This window comes from Mycolicibacterium vinylchloridicum, assembly GCF_013404075.1.
GTDB lineage: Bacteria > Actinomycetota > Actinomycetes > Mycobacteriales > Mycobacteriaceae > Mycobacterium > Mycobacterium vinylchloridicum.
Genome location: NZ_JACBJQ010000089.1, coordinates 1 through 16,026, shown reverse-complemented (window position 1 = coordinate 16,026; position 16,026 = coordinate 1). Strand labels below are relative to the sequence as shown.

13 protein-coding genes and 1 pseudogene are annotated in these 16,026 nt (G+C 67.5%); 6 read left to right on the top strand and 8 right to left on the bottom strand.

From position 1 onward, the window contains the following. The first annotated feature begins 176 nt into the window (after positions 1 to 176). Genes HPC46_RS32275 through rsmD form a run of 3 tightly spaced genes read left to right on the top strand, consistent with a single transcriptional unit; the run spans position 177 to position 4,848 of the window. A complete protein-coding gene (locus HPC46_RS32275) occupies positions 177 to 812 on the top strand; it encodes a vitamin K epoxide reductase family protein (protein WP_179476120.1) in 636 nt (211 codons plus the stop codon). A 41-nt stretch (positions 813 to 853) separates the two neighbouring features. Beyond that, on the top strand, positions 854 to 4,300 hold the full coding sequence (locus HPC46_RS32270; protein ID WP_179476119.1) for a pyruvate carboxylase: 3,447 nt from the start codon (positions 854 to 856) through the stop codon (positions 4,298 to 4,300). After that, positions 4,297 to 4,848, top strand: coding sequence for a 16S rRNA (guanine(966)-N(2))-methyltransferase RsmD (rsmD, locus tag HPC46_RS32265; RefSeq protein WP_179476121.1), 552 nt, complete (start codon positions 4,297 to 4,299; stop codon positions 4,846 to 4,848). Before HPC46_RS32270 ends, rsmD begins: the two co-directional genes overlap by 4 nt. On the opposite strand, the gene HPC46_RS32260 is transcribed toward rsmD, so the two are convergent. Genes HPC46_RS32260 through HPC46_RS32230 form a run of 7 tightly spaced genes read right to left on the bottom strand, consistent with a single transcriptional unit; the run spans position 4,834 to position 13,325 of the window. Further along, entirely contained in the window at positions 4,834 to 6,345 is a 1,512-nt protein-coding gene (locus HPC46_RS32260; protein ID WP_179476118.1) for a TerD family protein, read from the bottom strand. The two genes, rsmD and HPC46_RS32260, sit on opposite strands and share 15 nt — an antisense overlap. Before the next feature lie 4 nt (positions 6,346 to 6,349). Continuing rightward, positions 6,350 to 7,714: a TerD family protein gene (locus HPC46_RS32255; RefSeq protein ID WP_179476117.1), complete on the bottom strand. Its 1,365-nt coding sequence runs from the start codon at positions 7,712 to 7,714 to the stop codon at positions 6,350 to 6,352. Beyond that, positions 7,711 to 8,577, bottom strand: a complete 867-nt coding sequence (locus HPC46_RS32250; protein ID WP_179476116.1) for an HAD family hydrolase — start codon at positions 8,575 to 8,577, stop codon at positions 7,711 to 7,713. The genes HPC46_RS32255 and HPC46_RS32250 overlap by 4 nt, the downstream gene beginning before the upstream one ends. Further along, the gene (locus HPC46_RS32245; protein WP_179476115.1) at positions 8,574 to 9,686 is read right to left on the bottom strand and encodes a cysteine protease StiP family protein; all 1,113 of its coding nucleotides are present in this window, start codon (positions 9,684 to 9,686) and stop codon (positions 8,574 to 8,576) included. Before HPC46_RS32245 ends, HPC46_RS32250 begins: the two co-directional genes overlap by 4 nt. Beyond that, entirely contained in the window at positions 9,683 to 10,942 is a 1,260-nt protein-coding gene (locus HPC46_RS32240) for a phosphoribosyltransferase domain-containing protein (RefSeq protein WP_179476114.1), read from the bottom strand. The genes HPC46_RS32245 and HPC46_RS32240 overlap by 4 nt, the downstream gene beginning before the upstream one ends. After that, positions 10,939 to 12,135 carry an HpcH/HpaI aldolase/citrate lyase family protein gene (locus HPC46_RS32235; protein WP_179476113.1) on the bottom strand — a complete coding sequence of 399 codons (1,197 nt, stop codon included), beginning with the start codon at positions 12,133 to 12,135 and terminating at the stop codon, positions 10,939 to 10,941. Before HPC46_RS32235 ends, HPC46_RS32240 begins: the two co-directional genes overlap by 4 nt. Next, a complete protein-coding gene (locus HPC46_RS32230) occupies positions 12,132 to 13,325 on the bottom strand; it encodes a hypothetical protein (RefSeq protein ID WP_179476112.1) in 1,194 nt (397 codons plus the stop codon). Before HPC46_RS32230 ends, HPC46_RS32235 begins: the two co-directional genes overlap by 4 nt. Positions 13,326 to 13,495: 170 nt before the next feature. Between HPC46_RS32230 and HPC46_RS32225 the strand changes: the two genes are divergently transcribed. The 3 genes from HPC46_RS32225 (at position 13,496) to HPC46_RS32215 (ending at position 15,898) form a co-directional block, all read left to right on the top strand. After that, complete coding sequence (locus HPC46_RS32225; RefSeq protein ID WP_179476111.1) at positions 13,496 to 14,071, top strand: TerD family protein; 576 nt, start codon at positions 13,496 to 13,498, stop codon at positions 14,069 to 14,071. Between the two features lie 78 nt (positions 14,072 to 14,149). Further along, positions 14,150 to 15,259, top strand: coding sequence for a DUF475 domain-containing protein (locus tag HPC46_RS32220; protein ID WP_179476110.1), 1,110 nt, complete (start codon positions 14,150 to 14,152; stop codon positions 15,257 to 15,259). A 6-nt stretch (positions 15,260 to 15,265) separates the two neighbouring features. Continuing rightward, the gene (locus tag HPC46_RS32215) at positions 15,266 to 15,898 is read left to right on the top strand and encodes a TerD family protein (RefSeq protein ID WP_179476109.1); all 633 of its coding nucleotides are present in this window, start codon (positions 15,266 to 15,268) and stop codon (positions 15,896 to 15,898) included. On the opposite strand, the pseudogene HPC46_RS32210 reads toward HPC46_RS32215, so the two are convergent. After that, positions 15,895 to 16,026: pseudogene (locus tag HPC46_RS32210) on the bottom strand (IS481 family transposase); the annotation flags it as partial. The gene HPC46_RS32215 and the pseudogene HPC46_RS32210 sit on opposite strands and share 4 nt — an antisense overlap.

Here is a 16,026-nt window from a genome sequence, read left to right as displayed (position 1 = left end):
TATTGTCTCGTATTGGTATATTATTGTGTGTGTAGTTGACGTGTTGTGTAGTCAGTATTTAATTTCAAGCTACGGCGAGCAGAGGATTATCCAGAAGGGTTGACGACGGCAGCGTCAGGTGTGGTTAAGAGAGGGAGGCGAGCCCCGCGTGCGCGGAGTCAGACGACGCCGACGCCATGAGCGTGACGACCCCGGCCCCGGTGGAACCGACGGACTCCGCGCAGGCGGGGCCCGCGTCGGGCGGGGTCGTGGTCCGCGCGGCCAGCGCGTGGTGGGTGCTGATCGCCGGCGTGGTCGGACTGCTCTCATCGGCCACCCTGACGATCGAGAAGATCGAGATTCTTCTCAATCCGTCCTACGTGCCGAGTTGCAGCATCAACCCGGTTTTGTCGTGCGGCTCGGTGATGATCACCGAGCAGGCGTCGGCATTCGGCTTCCCCAATCCGTTGATCGGTATCGCCGGGTTCTCGGTCGTCGTGGTCACCGGCATGCTCGCGGTGACGAAGGTGCGCCTGCCCCGCTGGTACTGGGTGGGCCTGACGATCGGCACCACGCTGGCCGTGGTGTTCATTCACTGGCTGATCTTCCAGACGCTGTACCGCATCGGCGCGTTGTGCCCGTACTGCATGGTGGTGTGGGCGGTCACGATCCCGCTGCTGGTCGTGGTGTCGTCGATTGCATTCCCGGTCGGCGGCAACCCGGTGGCCCGAGTGATCTACACCTGGCGCTGGTCGATCGTCGCCCTCTGGTTCACAGCGATCGTCTTGATGATCCTGGTCCGGTTCTGGAACTACTGGTCAACGTTGATCTAGTCTCCCGGCGTGGGGGTGGGCCGCGCGGGTAGGGTACTTGGGTGATTTCCAAAGTCCTCGTTGCCAACCGCGGTGAGATCGCGATTCGCGCCTTCCGTGCCGCCTACGAGATGGGTATCGGCACGGTTGCGATTTATCCCTATGAGGATCGCAACTCGTTGCATCGGTTGAAGGCCGACGAGTCGTATCAGATCGGCGATATCGGGCACCCGGTGCGGGCATATCTGTCGGTGGACGAGATCGTGGCCACCGCCCGAGCCGCCGGCGCTGATGCGATCTATCCGGGTTACGGCTTCCTGTCGGAGAATCCGGAGTTGGCGGCCTCGTGTGCGGCCGCGGGTATCACGTTCATCGGGCCCGACGCCTCGATCCTGGAGCTGACGGGTAACAAGGCGCGCGCGATCGCCGCCGCCCGGGACGCGGGTCTACCGGTGCTCGCCTCCTCGGAGCCGTCGGCGTCGGTGGCGGAGCTGGTCGAGGCCGCCAAGGCGATGACCTTCCCGGTGTTCGTCAAGGCTGTCGCTGGTGGTGGCGGGCGGGGGATGCGCCGGGTGGCCGAGCCGTCGGCGCTGGCCGAGGCCATCGAGGCGGCCAGTCGGGAGGCAGAGTCGGCGTTCGGCGACCCGACGGTGTTCCTCGAGCAGGCCGTGGTGAATCCCCGCCATATCGAGGTGCAGATACTGGCCGACACCTACGGCAACGTCATCCACCTCTACGAGCGCGACTGCAGTGTGCAGCGCCGCCATCAGAAGGTCATCGAGCTGGCTCCGGCCCCCAATTTGGATCCTGCTCTGCGGGAAAAGATCTGCGCCGACGCGGTCGCCTTCGCCCGGCAGATCGGCTACAGCTGTGCGGGCACCGTCGAATTCCTGCTCGACGAGCGCGGCCGGCATGTGTTCATCGAGATGAATCCCCGGATCCAGGTGGAACACACGGTGACCGAGGAGATCACCGACGTCGACCTGGTGTCGGCCCAACTGCGGATCGCGTCGGGGGAGACGCTGGCCGACCTTGGCCTGAGCCAGGAAGCCATCGCACCGCACGGGGCGGCACTGCAATGCCGCATCACCACCGAGGACCCGGCCAACGGGTTCCGGCCCGACACCGGTCGGATCACCACCTACCGCTCACCGGGCGGGGCTGGCATCCGGCTGGACGGTGGGACGCATCTCGGTGCGGATGTCGCCGCGCATTTCGACTCGATGCTGGTCAAGCTCACCTGCCGCGGGCGGGACTTCTCCACTGCGGTGGCCAGGGCCAGGCGCGCGGTGGCCGAGTTCCGCATCCGCGGTGTGTCGACGAATATCCCATTCCTGCAAGCGGTTCTGGACGACCCGGATTTCCAGGCCGGCCGGATCACCACGTCGTTCATCGATGAGCGCCCGGAACTGCTGACCTCGCGGGCCTCGGCCGACCGTGGCACCAAGATGCTCAAGTTCCTGGCCGAGGTGACGGTCAACTCACCGTATCGGGACCGCGACCGCGTCTATCCGCAGGACAAGCTGCCCGCCATCGACATCGAGTCGACGACGCCGCCGCCGGGCAGCAAGCAGCGCCTGGTCGAACTGGGCCCTGCGGGATTCGCCCAGTGGCTCAAGGATTCCCCGGCCGTCGGCGTCACCGATACGACGTTCCGCGACGCGCACCAGTCCCTGTTGGCGACGCGGGTGCGGTCCTCGGGTCTGCTGAAGGTCGCCCCTTACGTCGCCAGGATGACACCGGAACTGCTCTCGATCGAGTGCTGGGGAGGGGCGACATATGATGTGGCGCTTCGCTTCCTGAAGGAAGATCCGTGGGAGCGGCTGGCTGCGCTGCGTGAGGCGATCCCCAACATCTGTCTGCAGATGCTGCTGCGCGGGCGTAACACCGTGGGCTACACGCCGTACCCGGAAGCGGTGACGCACGCGTTCGTCGATGAGGCCACCCGTACCGGTGTCGACATCTTCCGCATCTTCGACGCGCTCAACAACGTCGAGTCGATGCGGCCGGCGATCGATGCGGTGCGCCAAACCGGTTCCGCGGTCGCCGAAGTCGCGATGAGCTACACCGGCGATCTGTCCAACCCCGCCGAGACGCTCTACACGCTGGACTATTGGCTGCGGCTGGCCGAGCAGATCGTCGACGCCGGTGCGCACGTGCTGGCGATCAAGGACATGGCCGGCCTGCTGCGCCCGCCTGCGGCGGCCACCCTGGTCTCGGCGCTGCGCAGCCGTTTTGACCTGCCGGTGCACGTGCACACCCACGACACCCCCGGCGGCCAACTCGCCACCTACACCGCGGCCTGGCACGCGGGAGCCAGCGCGGTCGACGGAGCCGCCGCCCCGCTGTCGGGCACCACCAGCCAGCCGCCGCTGTCTGCGATCGTCGCCGCCGCGGCACACACCCCGTTCGACACCGGCCTGAACCTGGACGCGGTCTGCGACCTGGAGCCGTACTGGGAACTGCTGCGACGGGTGTACGCCCCGTTCGAGTCCGGCCTGCCCGCGCCGACCGGCCGGGTCTACCATCACGAGATTCCCGGCGGCCAGCTTTCCAACCTGCGCACCCAGGCGATCGCGCTGGGCCTGGGTGAGCGCTTCGAGGACATCGAGGACGCCTACGAGGGCGCCGACCGGATCCTGGGCCGCCTGGTCAAAGTCACCCCGTCGAGCAAGGTGGTGGGCGATCTGGCGCTGGCCCTGGTCGGTGCCGGGATCACCGCCGAGGAGTTCGCCGAAGACCCCGCGCGCCATGACATCCCGGATTCGGTGATCGGCTTCCTGCGCGGCGAGCTCGGCGACCCGCCCGGCGGCTGGCCGGAACCGTTGCGCACCAAAGCCTTGCAAGGCCGTGCGGCGGCCAAGCCCGAGCAGCCGCTGTCAGTCGAGGACGAGAAGATTCTCGGCGAACCCGGCCCGCTGCGCCAGGCAACCTTGAATCGGTTGCTGTTCCCCGGTCCGACACGGGAGTTCGAGGCCCACCGCGAGGAGTACGGCGACACCTCGGGCCTGAGCGCCAACCAGTTCTGGAGCGGCCTGCGCCACGGCGACGAGCACCGTATCGAGCTCGAACGCGGCGTCGAACTGATCGTCGGACTGGAAGCCATCTCCGAACCCGACGAACGCGGGATGCGCACGGTGATGTGCATCATCAACGGCCAACTGCGGCCGGTGCTGGTGCGCGACACCAGCGTCGCCGAAACCGTCCCGACCGCCGAGAAAGCCGATCGCACCAACCCCGATCACGTCGCCGCGCCGTTCGCCGGTGTCGTCACCGTCGCAGTGGCCGTCGGCGACAAGGTGGACGCCGGACAGACCATCGCCACCATCGAGGCGATGAAGATGGAAGCCGCGATCACCGCACCGAAGTCCGGGACCGTCAACCGCGTCGCCGTGGCCAGCACCGCCCAGGTCGAGGGCGGCGACCTCCTGGTCGTGATCGGTTCGGAGGGACTGACCGGAGGATCGGGTTCGGCGGGCAGGAGCGCAGCGACCGGGGGAATGTACTGACCCGCATCGTCGGAGGCACCGCCGGTGGTCGACGCATCGATGTGCCGCCGCGCGGAACCCGGCCGACGACCGATCGCGTCCGCGAGGCGTTGTTCAATGTCCTTGCCGCCCGCCGAGATTTCGACGGACTGAGAGTGCTGGATCTGTACGCCGGCTCGGGTGCGCTCGGACTCGAAGCGTTGTCGCGCGGTGCGGCCTCGGCGCTGTTCGTCGAAAGCGATTCGCGCGCAGCGGCGGTCATCAAACGCAACATCGATGCCCTCGGGCTGGCAGGCGCGACCGTGCGGCGCGGTGCGGTCGCCACGGTGCTCGCGGCGGGGACGGACGAGCCGGTGGATCTGGTGCTCGCCGATCCGCCCTACGAGGTGTCGACAGTCGAGATCGAAGCACTGTTGGACAGTCTGATACGCAACGGCTGGCTGCGCCAGGACGGTGTCGTCGTTGTCGAACGTCCGGCGTCCTCTACCGAACTCAGCTGGCCGCCCGGCTGGACGGTGTGGCCGGTACGCCGGTATGGAGATACCCGGGTCGAGCTAGCGGCCTGCTGACAGCAACCCGATGTAATCGGCAAGCCGGGGACCCGGAGCCAGGGTATCGGGGACGAAGCGCCACGGGCTGTGGGTCCAGGGATCCAACATCCCGGAGTCGTCGGCGTCGACGCGGATGTGATGACAGAATTCGGCGATGTCGCGCAACAGCGCAACCGATGCGGAGCCGGTGGCATCGGCGTGATCGCCGACGAACACCACCGAGATGCCCGCGTCGACGCTGCTGCCGATCAACTGTGCGGTGGCCCCGATGGCGTCTGGCGCGAAGCCGTATCCGGGGTCGGTGATCACCACGATGCCTGGACTGACCGGCGGGTCGGCCGAATCGTCCATCGACGCCAACTCGGCCCGGGCGACCAAGTGCTGCAGGCGGTCTCCCGCATCGGTGTGGGCCGTCACGGCAGGCCGCGGCAGGTAAGCCCGCAGGTGATCGGTGAGAGGGCCGAGCACATCGGCAAGGTCGATGACGTCGATTTCGGCGTTGCTGTGTGGCGTTGCGGCCAGCAATCGGGTGAGCAGCGACGCGAGCACCGGGATGGCGGCGGCGGGCTCGCGGGTGTCGATCCAGATCGGCCGGCGTATCGGCGCCGTGATGCACAACGGGATCGCCAACGCCCCGATGGCGGGCATGGTGAGCGTACCGAGCCGGATACCCACGGTCGGCCGGGGCGGACGCTGCCAGGCGGCGGAGTTCCAGGAGGCCAGAGCCGCGGGCAGTTCGCCATCGAGGGCGTCGAGCTCGGCCGCCAAGTGGGCTGCGTCGCGTTCGTAGTCGGCGGTGGCCACCGCGATCAGGTCGTCGTGGCGACGCTGAGCCTCGGTCATCGCCTGCTGGCCCTCGGCGGTGTTGCGGGTGCCGGGATCCGCTACGGCAGCTGACATCTCGGTGTCGAGTCGGTCGGCGGCGAAACTGTGGGCGGTCAGCAGCGCGGCTGAGCAGCGGGCGGCGTCTTCGTAGATCATCGAGATGCGTTCGAGCGGATTCTGGTCGCCCAGCGGGGTGATCGGCACGGCCGAGGCCGGGGTTTCAGGCACGGGTGCTGCAGCGACCGTAATGCCATGAGCCCGAGCCATTTCCGGTGCACCACCGGCGTAACCCTGTCCGATTGCGCGCACTTTCCACCCTGTCCCGCGGCGGTAGAGTTCGAATCCGATGACCACGGGGTGTACCTCGGCGACGGTGAACTCGGTGGTCTGGCCGTGGCTGTCGGTGAGGTTGGCAGACAGCGCAGCCGAACCGGGTTGTGCCTCGAGCGCCACGCACAGCACATACCCCACCTCGGCTGCCACGAGGTCGAGGTTGACCAGGAGCCGCCCGGGTTGCACGTCGACACCAGCGTGCCGTGATGGCCCGCTGCCGTCGATGTACCCGTCCGGCAGGGCGCGGCGCTGGTCGTCGAGGACCAGCGCCGCTACGGCGAAGTGCGCCGGCGCGACGGTGAATGTCAGCGCGGGGGAGCTTAATTCGCTGTTCTGACCGGCGGTGAGCTGTGCCATGGGTTCAGAGGAACCGGGTGATCTGGGGAATGGCCTCGCCGGCGTGCTTGGCGGTGATGCCCTCGCCGATGGCCTGCATCTTCCACTCCTGGCCGGCCCGGAAGAACTTGGCCATCACCATTCCGGTGTAGCGCATCCCGGCTCCTTGCAGCGTGTAGCGAGCCAGCTCCGCATTGGTGGTTGCATCGACCAGCCGGCAGAACGCGTTGGACAGCATGTCGAACGTGTGTCCGCGGTAGGAGGTCACGGTGAAGATCACCGTGGTGACGTAGGCGGGGACCCGGGTGAGGTCGACGTTGATGACCTCGTCGTCGCCCTCGCCCTCGCCGGTGAGGTTGTCACCCTGGTGCCGGATCGAACCGTCCTTGGAGGCGAGCTGACCGTAGTAGCAGACGTCGGCGACCTGCTGGTCGGCGAAGAGAATCGCCGACGCGTCCAGATCGATGTCAGGGGTGCGGTTGCCGAACATGCCGCGCGATTTGATGGGGTCCCAACCGAGGCCCATCCGGATCTGCGTGAGCGCCACGCCATCGTCCTTGCGCAGCGAAACCCGTTGACCCTTGGACAGGTTGACGGTCCGGCCCTTGACGAGGCTGACCTCGCCGCCGCCGGCGGCCGCGGGCGCCGGCGGTGGAGCCGGTGGTGGGTAGGCCGGTGGTGGCGGTGCCGGTGGTGGGTAGGCCGGTGGTGCAGCGGGCGGCGGGTAGGCCGCTGGTGGTGGGGCCGGTGGCGGGTAGGCCGGTGGTGGTGGCGGTGCGGGTGGCGGGTAAGCCGGTGGTGGCGGTGCCGGTGGCGGGTAAGCCGGTGGCGGCGGTGCCGACGGCGGCGCTGCTGGTGGCGGAGGTGCGGCCGGGGCGGCGGGCGCGTCGTCCACGGTCACCCCGTGGTCGGTGACCAGTGCGGCGAAGCCACCGGCATATCCCTGGCCGACCGCGCGGACCTTCCAGGCGTCCTGACGGCGGTAGACCTCGGCGGCGATGACGATCGATTCCGAGGAGAGCCCGTCAATGCGGTACTCGTAGAGCACATTTCCGGCGGCATCGCTGATCCTGGCGACCGGTGGGGCGGACTGGCCGAAGGTGGAGTTGGTGTCGTCGAGGGTGATGACCGCACGCACTCGGGCGATGTCGGCAGGCACCGCGGCCAGACTGATGCCCAGGCTGGCCGGTTGGCCCTGCGGACCCGGGACCAGCCGCACGCCGGGGCCGGTTGGCTGGTTGAAGAACACGAAATCAGCGTCGCTGCGGACCTTTCCGGCGTCGGTCACCAGCAGCGCCGACAGGTCAGCCGGCGCTGCGAGTTCAACCGAGATCACTAGGTCCCCGGTATTGAGCGGTCCGTTCTGGCCTTTGCTCAATGGTGTCGTCAACGGATGTCCTTCCTCGAACCTTGTTGGGCGCACATGGTGGTTAATTCGATGTCGCTCGATACCTGCTGACAGAACCAGGTGAGGATCTCTTCGGCGGCGACGGCTCCGCTGCCGGCGGTGACGTGCAGGCGGGCGCAGTGCCAGTCCAGGCTGTGCAGTTCGCCGTGGGCGGGCCGGACCGCCGCGTCGGCCAGCTCCAGCAACTTGGCGTCCAGGGCACCGTCCCCGGCGGCGATGATCGGCGCGTGCGCCGGCAGCTCGCCGGATTCGGTCAGTCGCCGATGCAGCTCCGCCACGGCCCGGGATTTACACAGCGGTAGCGGCACGGTGTAGATCTTGCGGCCCTGCTGGGACACCGTCCAGCCGCGGGGAGCACACCACAGCTGCCACTCGCGTACGAACTCGGCGGGCAGTGCGGCCTCGTCGACCACGAGGTAGCAGAACAGGTCTTCGGCGGTGCGCAGGTTCTGCACCCAGCTGTCGTGGATGCGGGTCTGCAGTTCGGCCAGGATCTCGGTCAGCGGTGGTCCGCTGTCGCGGATCCGCGCGGCCATCTCGTCCGCCCAGGCGATGTCCCGGCTGCCGTCGACGAGGATGGTCCCGCCGTTGCTGGTGATCGCGTAGCGGTATGGGGATCCTGGCAGCGTGAGGCGGGTGTACTGCGCGACGGTCCGCGTGGTGACGGGCACCACCAGATGTCGAGTGCTCAACTGCTGCAGCAGTTCTACGGCCGTCGGCGTCATGTACGAGATGGGTTCGTCGCGGTAGATCTCCACGCACTGCGCCGCCGGCGCCGCGCTGTCGAAGAACCGGCGGGAGTAGATGAGGGTGCGATCCAGGTCGCTGGCGATGAGCGCGGTCACTGGGCCACGTCATCGATGAGGCCCACGCACGCGTAGGCGAGGCCGGGGTTGCATGAGATGGGCACGCCACGTTCGGCCGCCAGAAGCCGGATATGCCGGTGCTCGGGGGCGTCGGGGTCGCGCACGATGATGTGCCGGGGCAGGCGGCGCAGCAGTACCCTGGTGGTCTCACCGATCCCGGGCTTGACGAAATTGGTTGTGGTGATGCCGTAGTCGCGGCGAATCTGCTCGACGGTGGCCAACCCCGCCCAGCCCGGTGTTCGATCGGTGGACATCAGTGCGGCACTCTCTGCGGCCGCCGCGGCGAACACGTCGTCGAAGCGTGCGCTGACGGTATCCAGGAACGTGCCGGACCGGTCGTCGGCGGCCAGCTCGCGGTAGAACTTGGCGCCGTGGAAGTCGTCCCGGCCGATCAATCGGCGGTTGAGCACCGTGCGGGAGATCAGCCCGGAAACCGTGGAGTTCAAGCACGCCGAGGCGATCAGGAAGTCATCGCGGGTGCCATAGGTCCGGACGCAGTCGCCGGGGTCGGCGAGTACCGCCAGGTCGGGGTTGAAGTGGACGCCGGTCTCGGCTTCGTGGGCGCGCAGTGCGGCAGTCAGCTCGCGGGTGATCGCGCCCTTGCCCGTCCAGCCGTCAACGAATACCACGCTGGCCGGGTCGTGATGGGTGCTCAGGTATTGCAGTGCGGCGGTGTCGATTCCGCGGTCACGAACGATGGACACCGCGTAGTGGGGCAGCTGTAGGCCGTGATGCCGGGCGGCCCAGCGGCGCATCAGGATGCCGATCGGTGTGCCTGCGCGGGCGAGCGAGACCAGGCAGATGTCGTGGCCGCGCTCGGCGAGCACCAGCTCGGTAACGACGCCGACGGCGGTGGCCAGCCGGGCTGCGGTGTCGGTGAGCACCTCGGCGAACAGGGCGCGATAGGCGGGATTGGGCTGATATTCGATCGGCAGCGATTCGGCGTAATGCGCACGCCCGGACTGGATATCGCGCTCGCGGCTGGCCGCGTCGGCCTCCAGCGCCACCTCCGAGAGATCGGTGAGCAGCCAGCTGACCTCGTCGGCGGCGTAGCTCCCGAAATTCGGTCCGGCCAGTGGGGTTTTCATGACGCGGTCCGCGCCGTGGTGAGGACATCGAAGCCCGGGCCGGCGACCACGGCGAGCACGACGTCGTACCCGGCGGCGGCCAGTACGGCGGTGAGTTCGCCTGCACCCGGTGCCGCGGTGGAGTCCATGACGACCACGAGTTGTACGCGCGTGGTTCCGGGGACGCCCGGCCACCCGTTGTAGAGGTAGCGCAACCCGGTCTCGCCGGATTCTCCTGGGGCGAACTCGAATCCGGTGCGCAGAGGGTAGCCGGGGCCGTCGACCACGTAGGCGGGGGAGCGGGTCGTGGACTGGAACCGGGCGATGAAGCCGCGTTCGGTCAGAAGTTCGGCGATTCGCAGCGGCAGATACATGAGCTCCTCGTGTCCGACCACGAGCAGTGGCCGGCCTGGGTCGAGCATGGCGGCCAGCTGCGCAGCCGCACCGGCGACGGCGGAGCTGAAGGCCGGTGCGTCGGTGCGCAGGAAGCCGTGCCTGCCGCCGTCGGGCACGTCGGGCGGCCAGGTCAGCTCGACCGTCCGGCAGTCACCCTGGCTATCGGGATCGATCGGGTTCAGGGTGGGCGCGGGCAGGGCGCAGACCTGTTCGGTGAGCGCATCGGGGATGCTGACCGCTCCGCTGGCGAGGCTGACGAAGTCGATCGATGTGCCGAGGGCCCGGGCGGTGTGCTCGGCCAGCGCCTTGTCGGCAGCGGTGCGGACGTCGACAAGCGAGGCGATGATGTAGCGGGACCGCGGGTGACGCCGGTGCAAGGCCTCGATCGTGGCCAGAGCAGTTGTCCCGGTGGATATTTCGTCGTCAACGATGACCAATGGACGTTGCTGGGTGAACACCGCGGGGCCGGCGGGCTGCAGCAGGTGGTCGGTGGCGTGCGAGTGTCCTTCCTGGAACTCGGCGTAGATCTGGCGGCTGGGGGCCTGGCGTCGCGTGCTGTGCAGGTAGACCGCGGCGTCGAGCCGGTCGGCGACACAATGGCCCAATCCGGTTGCGGTCTCGGCCATGCCGAGCACATCGGCCTCGCCGGCGCCCAGCGCGGCGACGGTATCGCCGAGCCGGTCGGCCGCGTCGCGGACGATCGCCGGCGAGACCGCGATGTGCTTGCCCAACACGGTCGACACCAGCAGGTGGGCACGGCGCGGGTTGCGTCGCAGTCCCGGCTGCACCAGCCCGGACAACCGGTGTGCGCCGGTTCCGGCGTTGTCGTCGATAAGGCGCAACCCGAATCGTGCGGTCGCCCACGGTGGCGCTGTGTTCACTTCGCCGCCAGTCGGGTGAGGAAATCGACGAAGGTGACGCCCTGGTTGGCGACCCCGAACACTTGAGCGCGTCGTAGCAACTGCTCGGCCCAGATCCGGTGTGGCCGAGCCTCGTTCATCTTGTTGCGGTATTCCGAGCGGCGTACCCCACCGGCTTCGGCGGCGATGATGTCGGTGGCGTCGCGAAATTCCTCGTGGGTGACAACCGAGAGTGCGTGCACGGCGGGCGCGTGGTACGGGTGGATGACGGTCTTGCCGATCAGTCCGTTCGCGCGATCCAGGCTGATCTCCCGCAGCAGGCCGTCGAGGTCACGGCTGACGAGCTTGTCTCGGAAGCGCACCGCGTCGTGCTCGACGAACGGGGTGGTGCGCAGCATGCTGCGGAACAACCGCTCGTGGTTGGCGAAGTACTCCCAGACCGGACCGGTGACCGCGAATCCCGTGCCGTCGGTGCGGCCGAGGTAGTTGACGATGTCGGCAATGGCGGAGGCGACCACGTGCACGTCGTAGATGGTGTGGTCGCGGTCGCGGCGGATCCCGAATTTCCCGCACAGATCGGTGGCGCCGATCCGCACGGCGAGTACCGAATCCCGGTGCCGGGCAAGCAGTTCGGAAACGGCTTGGAGTTCGTCCGCGCGGCTCTCCCGGTAGATGACGCGGGGGGACTCCAGCACCGGCATGCAGTACAGCTTGCGGCCCAACAGTTCGGCGGCTGCGGCGGTCTGGGACAGGAAGGTCTCGCCGGTGGCCGCTTCGAATTTCGGGATGACGAAACCGAGTAGCACATCTGCGCCACGGCCGAGGTTGGCGGTGATGCGTTCGATGCAATGCTGGCCTCGGACTCGCACGAAGATCATCGCCCGCAGCGGGCTCGGCTGCTCGGCAAGCGCGTCGAGTGCGGCGACGGCATTGTCGAGGGCGGCAGCGGCCCCGTGTTCCCCGACTGCGTCCTCGAGGTCAAGCACCATTGAGCAGATTCCCTCGCCCGAGCGGCGGATGATCGTCGCGGGCAGGTCGGCGCGGTCGGCAGGCATGTACAGGGTGGCGCCCAGTGCCGTCGCCAGCACGTCGCGGTCGGCGTCCGCGGACAGCTCCTCCGGAGCGAGATGGAACAACCGGTCACGTTCATCGGCGTCCAGGTGGTGGAAGTGCTGGACGGCTGCCCGGCCGTGGATCGCTCCGGTGGCGGTCATCGCGTCGCCGATCGTTGTCGGATGCGGTTTATGATCGTGGTCACGAACTGCGATACCTCGTCGAGGGCGAGGTGATATCGCCAATAGTCGGGGTGCGGGCCGTGCAGTGCCTCGACGATGCGGTCGACGCGGGGCACTTGGGCGTCGAGTGCGGTGCCCCATTCGGCGACCGCATCGCGATCGACGGCCAGGCGCTGGGCGTCGCGGATCCGGAATCGGATCTCGCGCTCCTGCGCAGTGGGGTCGGCACGCAGAGCGCGCAGCGTGGTGAGCCGGTCGGCGACCGCGTCGACGAGATCTTCCGCGCGACCCAATTCTTCGCGGGCCTGTCCGGCCAGGGTCGCGGATTCCTCGGGGCGATGTGCGTTCAGTTCCTGTGCGGCTCGCTCGATGCAGGCCCGCGCGACATCGAGGTGAGTGTGGGCGAGTTTTTCGTTGTCGTGCAGGTCGGCGGAGGAGTCAGCGTGGAATTCTCTGAGCAGTGCCGAATACGAGGTTCCGATGGTGGCGGCGCGGTGCGTGATGGCGTCGAGCCGGGTTCGTACCGAAGCCAGTGTTCGAGAGGCATTTTCGCTGCGGCCAGGGGCCGCGGCGACCGCCTTGTCGAGGGCCGCGATGCTGCTCTGCAGCCGTTGCGCGGCGGGACCGGTGGCTGCGACGTCGCCGCGCTCGAGAACCGCCTGGGTTTCGGCGCGGGCGGATTCGACAGAGCCCCGGGCGGCCCGTACGGAGGGGTAGTCGGCGAATTCGGGGGCCAGTGCGGCCAGTCGCTGCAGCGCAGGGATCGCCGCAGCGAGTGCCTGGTCGGCCTGAGCCCTGGCGGCCAGGGCCGCGCCGGTGGCGCCATCCAGGGTGCGCCGATGCCGGTTGTAGAAGCTGTCGAGCCCGGCGGTGGCGCTCTCGATGCTGCGGGCGACCTCGGCCAGCGGCAACCGCGGCCCCGCCGCCGTCGAATCCGGCGTCACCACCCCAAGGTATTGGGCGGTGGCCGCGTAGACCTGCTCGCGGGCGGTGGTCCATTCAGCTGTCAGCGATACCTGGGGGTGCAGGGCGGTGGCCGTCTCGACGGCCTGTTCGGCGATATCCAGGCGGCGTTCCATGTCGAGGAACGCGCTGGTGAGTTCAGCGGGTATCTGGGTGTCGTTGTCTTCGCGCGGGCTGCGAGACAACCTCAGCCAGCGACTGGGCACGGTTCGATCCTAATGGTGGAGCCGATGGCGATTAGCTGAAATAGTTTCACCTATCCGCGCATCCACTACGGTGGTGGGCGCGGCGTCGACCGCTCCCGGCGCGCCGCACGACAGACATTTGCCTGTTGGTCCCACACAGTTTTCTCACAGTTCAAGGAAGGCAGCAACGCATGGGTGTCAGTCTGAGCAAGGGTGGAAATGTTTCGCTGACCAAGGAGGCACCGAACCTCACCGCGGTCGCGGTCGGCCTGGGTTGGGACATCCGGACCACGACAGGAACCGACTTCGACCTCGACGCCAGCGCCATCGCCACCGGTGCTGACAAGAAGGTGCTCAGTGACCAGCACTTCGTCTTCTTCAACAACCTGAAGTCCCCGGAGGGCTCGATCGAGCACACCGGTGACAACCTGACCGGTGAGGGTGAGGGCGACGACGAGGTCATCACCGTCGACCTCGCGGCGACGCCGCCGACGATCACCAACATCTTCTTCCCGGTGTCGATCTATGACGCCGACGCACGCTCGCAGAGCTTCGGCCAGGTTCAGAACGCCTTCATCCGGGTCGTCGATCGCTCCAACGGCAAGGAGCTGGCCCGGTACGACCTGTCCGAGGACGCCTCGACCGAGACCGCGATGGTGTTCGGTGAGCTCTACCGCAACGGCGCGGAATGGAAGTTTCGTGCGATCGGTCAGGGCTATGCCTCGGGTCTGGCCGGGATCGCCCGTGACTACGGGGTGAACGTCTAACACCGACCCACCGACGTCCGCCGGCGCTATGCGCGCCGGTGGTCGTCGCCCATTTTCCGACTTGTCAAGGGGATCGCCATGGTCATACGCATCTTCGGAATCTCGTTCCTCGTCTCCGCAGTCGCACTGGTTGTCGCGTTCCTCTATGGCGGCCCTCAGGCATTGATCCTGGCGGCCGTGCTGGGCATCTTCGAGGTCTCGCTGTCGTTCGACAACGCGGTCATCAACGCCACCGTGCTGCGCCGGATGAGCGAGTTCTGGCAGAAGATGTTCCTGACCGTGGGCATCCTGATCGCGGTGTTCGGCATGCGGCTTGTGTTCCCGCTCGCCGTCGTGTGGATCACCGCGGGCCTGGATCCGGTTCGCGCACTGGACATTGCGCTCAACCCGCCCCCGGGCGGCGGGGCGTACTTCCCCGACGGGTCCCCGAGCTACGAGACCGCGCTGACCGCCGCCCACCCGCAGATCGCCTCGTTCGGTGGCATGTTCCTGATGATGCTGTTCCTGAACTTCATCTTCACCGACCGTGAAATCACGTGGCTCAGTTGGTTGGAACGCCCGCTGGCCAAGGCGGGCAAGCTCGACCAGCTGGCGGTGGTGGTGGCACTGGGCCTGCTGGTGATCTCCGCTGAGTTCCTCGCGGACGACGCACATCGGTCGACCGTCCTGCTGGCGGGTGTTCTCGGCATCGGAACCTACATCCTCGTCGACGGGCTCGGATCGATGTTCGAGATCGATGAAGACGACGAATCCGGTGAGGTCTCATCGGGTGGCCCGTCGGCGCTGGCCGTAACCACCGGCAAGGCAAGCTTTTTCCTGTTCCTGTACCTCGAGGTACTCGATGCGTCGTTCTCGTTCGACGGCGTGATCGGCGCGTTCGCGATCACCAGCGACCCCATCATCATCGCGCTGGGCCTGGGCTTCATCGGCGCGATGTTCGTACGGTCGATCACGATCTTCCTGGTCCGCAAGGGCACCCTTTCGGACTACGTCTACCTCGAACACGGGGCACACTGGGCCATCGGCGCACTGGCGTTCATCCTGCTCATCTCACTCGGCACGCATGTCAACGAGATCGTCACCGGCCTGATCGGGGTGGTGCTGATCGCGGCTGCCTTCGCCTCGAGCGTGATCCGAAATCGGCGCATGCCCACCGAAGACAAGGCGTCCCCGGCCCTGGCGGGCTGACCTGCCATGGGAATCGACTACACGAAGCGGCAGACGCCGGCTCCGCAGCCGGCGGCGAACGTCTCCACGATCAGTCTGACCAAATCCGCACCGGCGGTGAGCCTGACCAAGCCCGGGGAAACCCAGGGGGCGATGCGGGTCAACCTGAACTGGTCGTCGGCCGCACGGGGGAAGTCGATCGATCTGGACCTGGGCTGCCTCTACGAGCTGACCGACGGCAGCGCGGGCGTTGTTCAGGCGCTGGGCAACAGCTTCGGATCCCTGCAGACCCCGCCCTACATCGCTCTGGACGGCGACGATCGGAGCGGGACCGTCGCCGGCGGTGAGAACATGCACATCAATCTCGCTGCGCCCCACATCTTCCGGCGGGTGCTGATCTTCGCGATGATCTATTCGGGGGCAGCCAATTGGGCGGCGGTGGACGGCGTCGTGACGCTCTACCCGACGTCGGGCCCGCCGGTGGAGGTGCGGCTGGACTCGCCGGTCAACGGGGCGAAGATTTGCGCTATCGCTCAGGTGTACTACGCCGAGGGGGCGCTGCACGTGCACCGTGAGGTCAACTACATCAACGGATCTCAGCGCAAGCTGGACAAGGCCTACAACTGGGGATTGCAGTGGACGGCCGGCAGTAAGGACTAGCTGTACTGACCTGAGAGGTTAGGTACGCGGCTGGCGGGTGGTTGGCCGCCGAGTGCGGTGTGGCCGCGGTGGCAATTGTAGGTGTGCAGCCAGGTGGTGAACGCTGCGCAGCGTTCGGCATCGCTGCG

What these genes read in the sequence shown, in the direction of transcription:
- HPC46_RS32260 (WP_179476118.1), bottom strand. Translation starts at nt 6,345, where the DNA reads ATGGCACAGCTCACCGCCGGTCAGAACAGCGAATTAAGCTCCCCCGCG.
- HPC46_RS32225 (WP_179476111.1), top strand. Translation starts at nt 13,496, where the DNA reads ATGGGTGTCAGTCTGAGCAAGGGTGGAAATGTTTCGCTGACCAAGGAG.
- HPC46_RS32215 (WP_179476109.1), top strand. Translation starts at nt 15,266, where the DNA reads ATGGGAATCGACTACACGAAGCGGCAGACGCCGGCTCCGCAGCCGGCG.
- HPC46_RS32275 (WP_179476120.1), top strand. Translation starts at nt 177, where the DNA reads ATGAGCGTGACGACCCCGGCCCCGGTGGAACCGACGGACTCCGCGCAG.
- HPC46_RS32235 (WP_179476113.1), bottom strand. Translation starts at nt 12,135, where the DNA reads ATGACCGCCACCGGAGCGATCCACGGCCGGGCAGCCGTCCAGCACTTC.
- HPC46_RS32245 (WP_179476115.1), bottom strand. Translation starts at nt 9,686, where the DNA reads ATGAAAACCCCACTGGCCGGACCGAATTTCGGGAGCTACGCCGCCGAC.
- HPC46_RS32220 (WP_179476110.1), top strand. Translation starts at nt 14,150, where the DNA reads ATGGTCATACGCATCTTCGGAATCTCGTTCCTCGTCTCCGCAGTCGCA.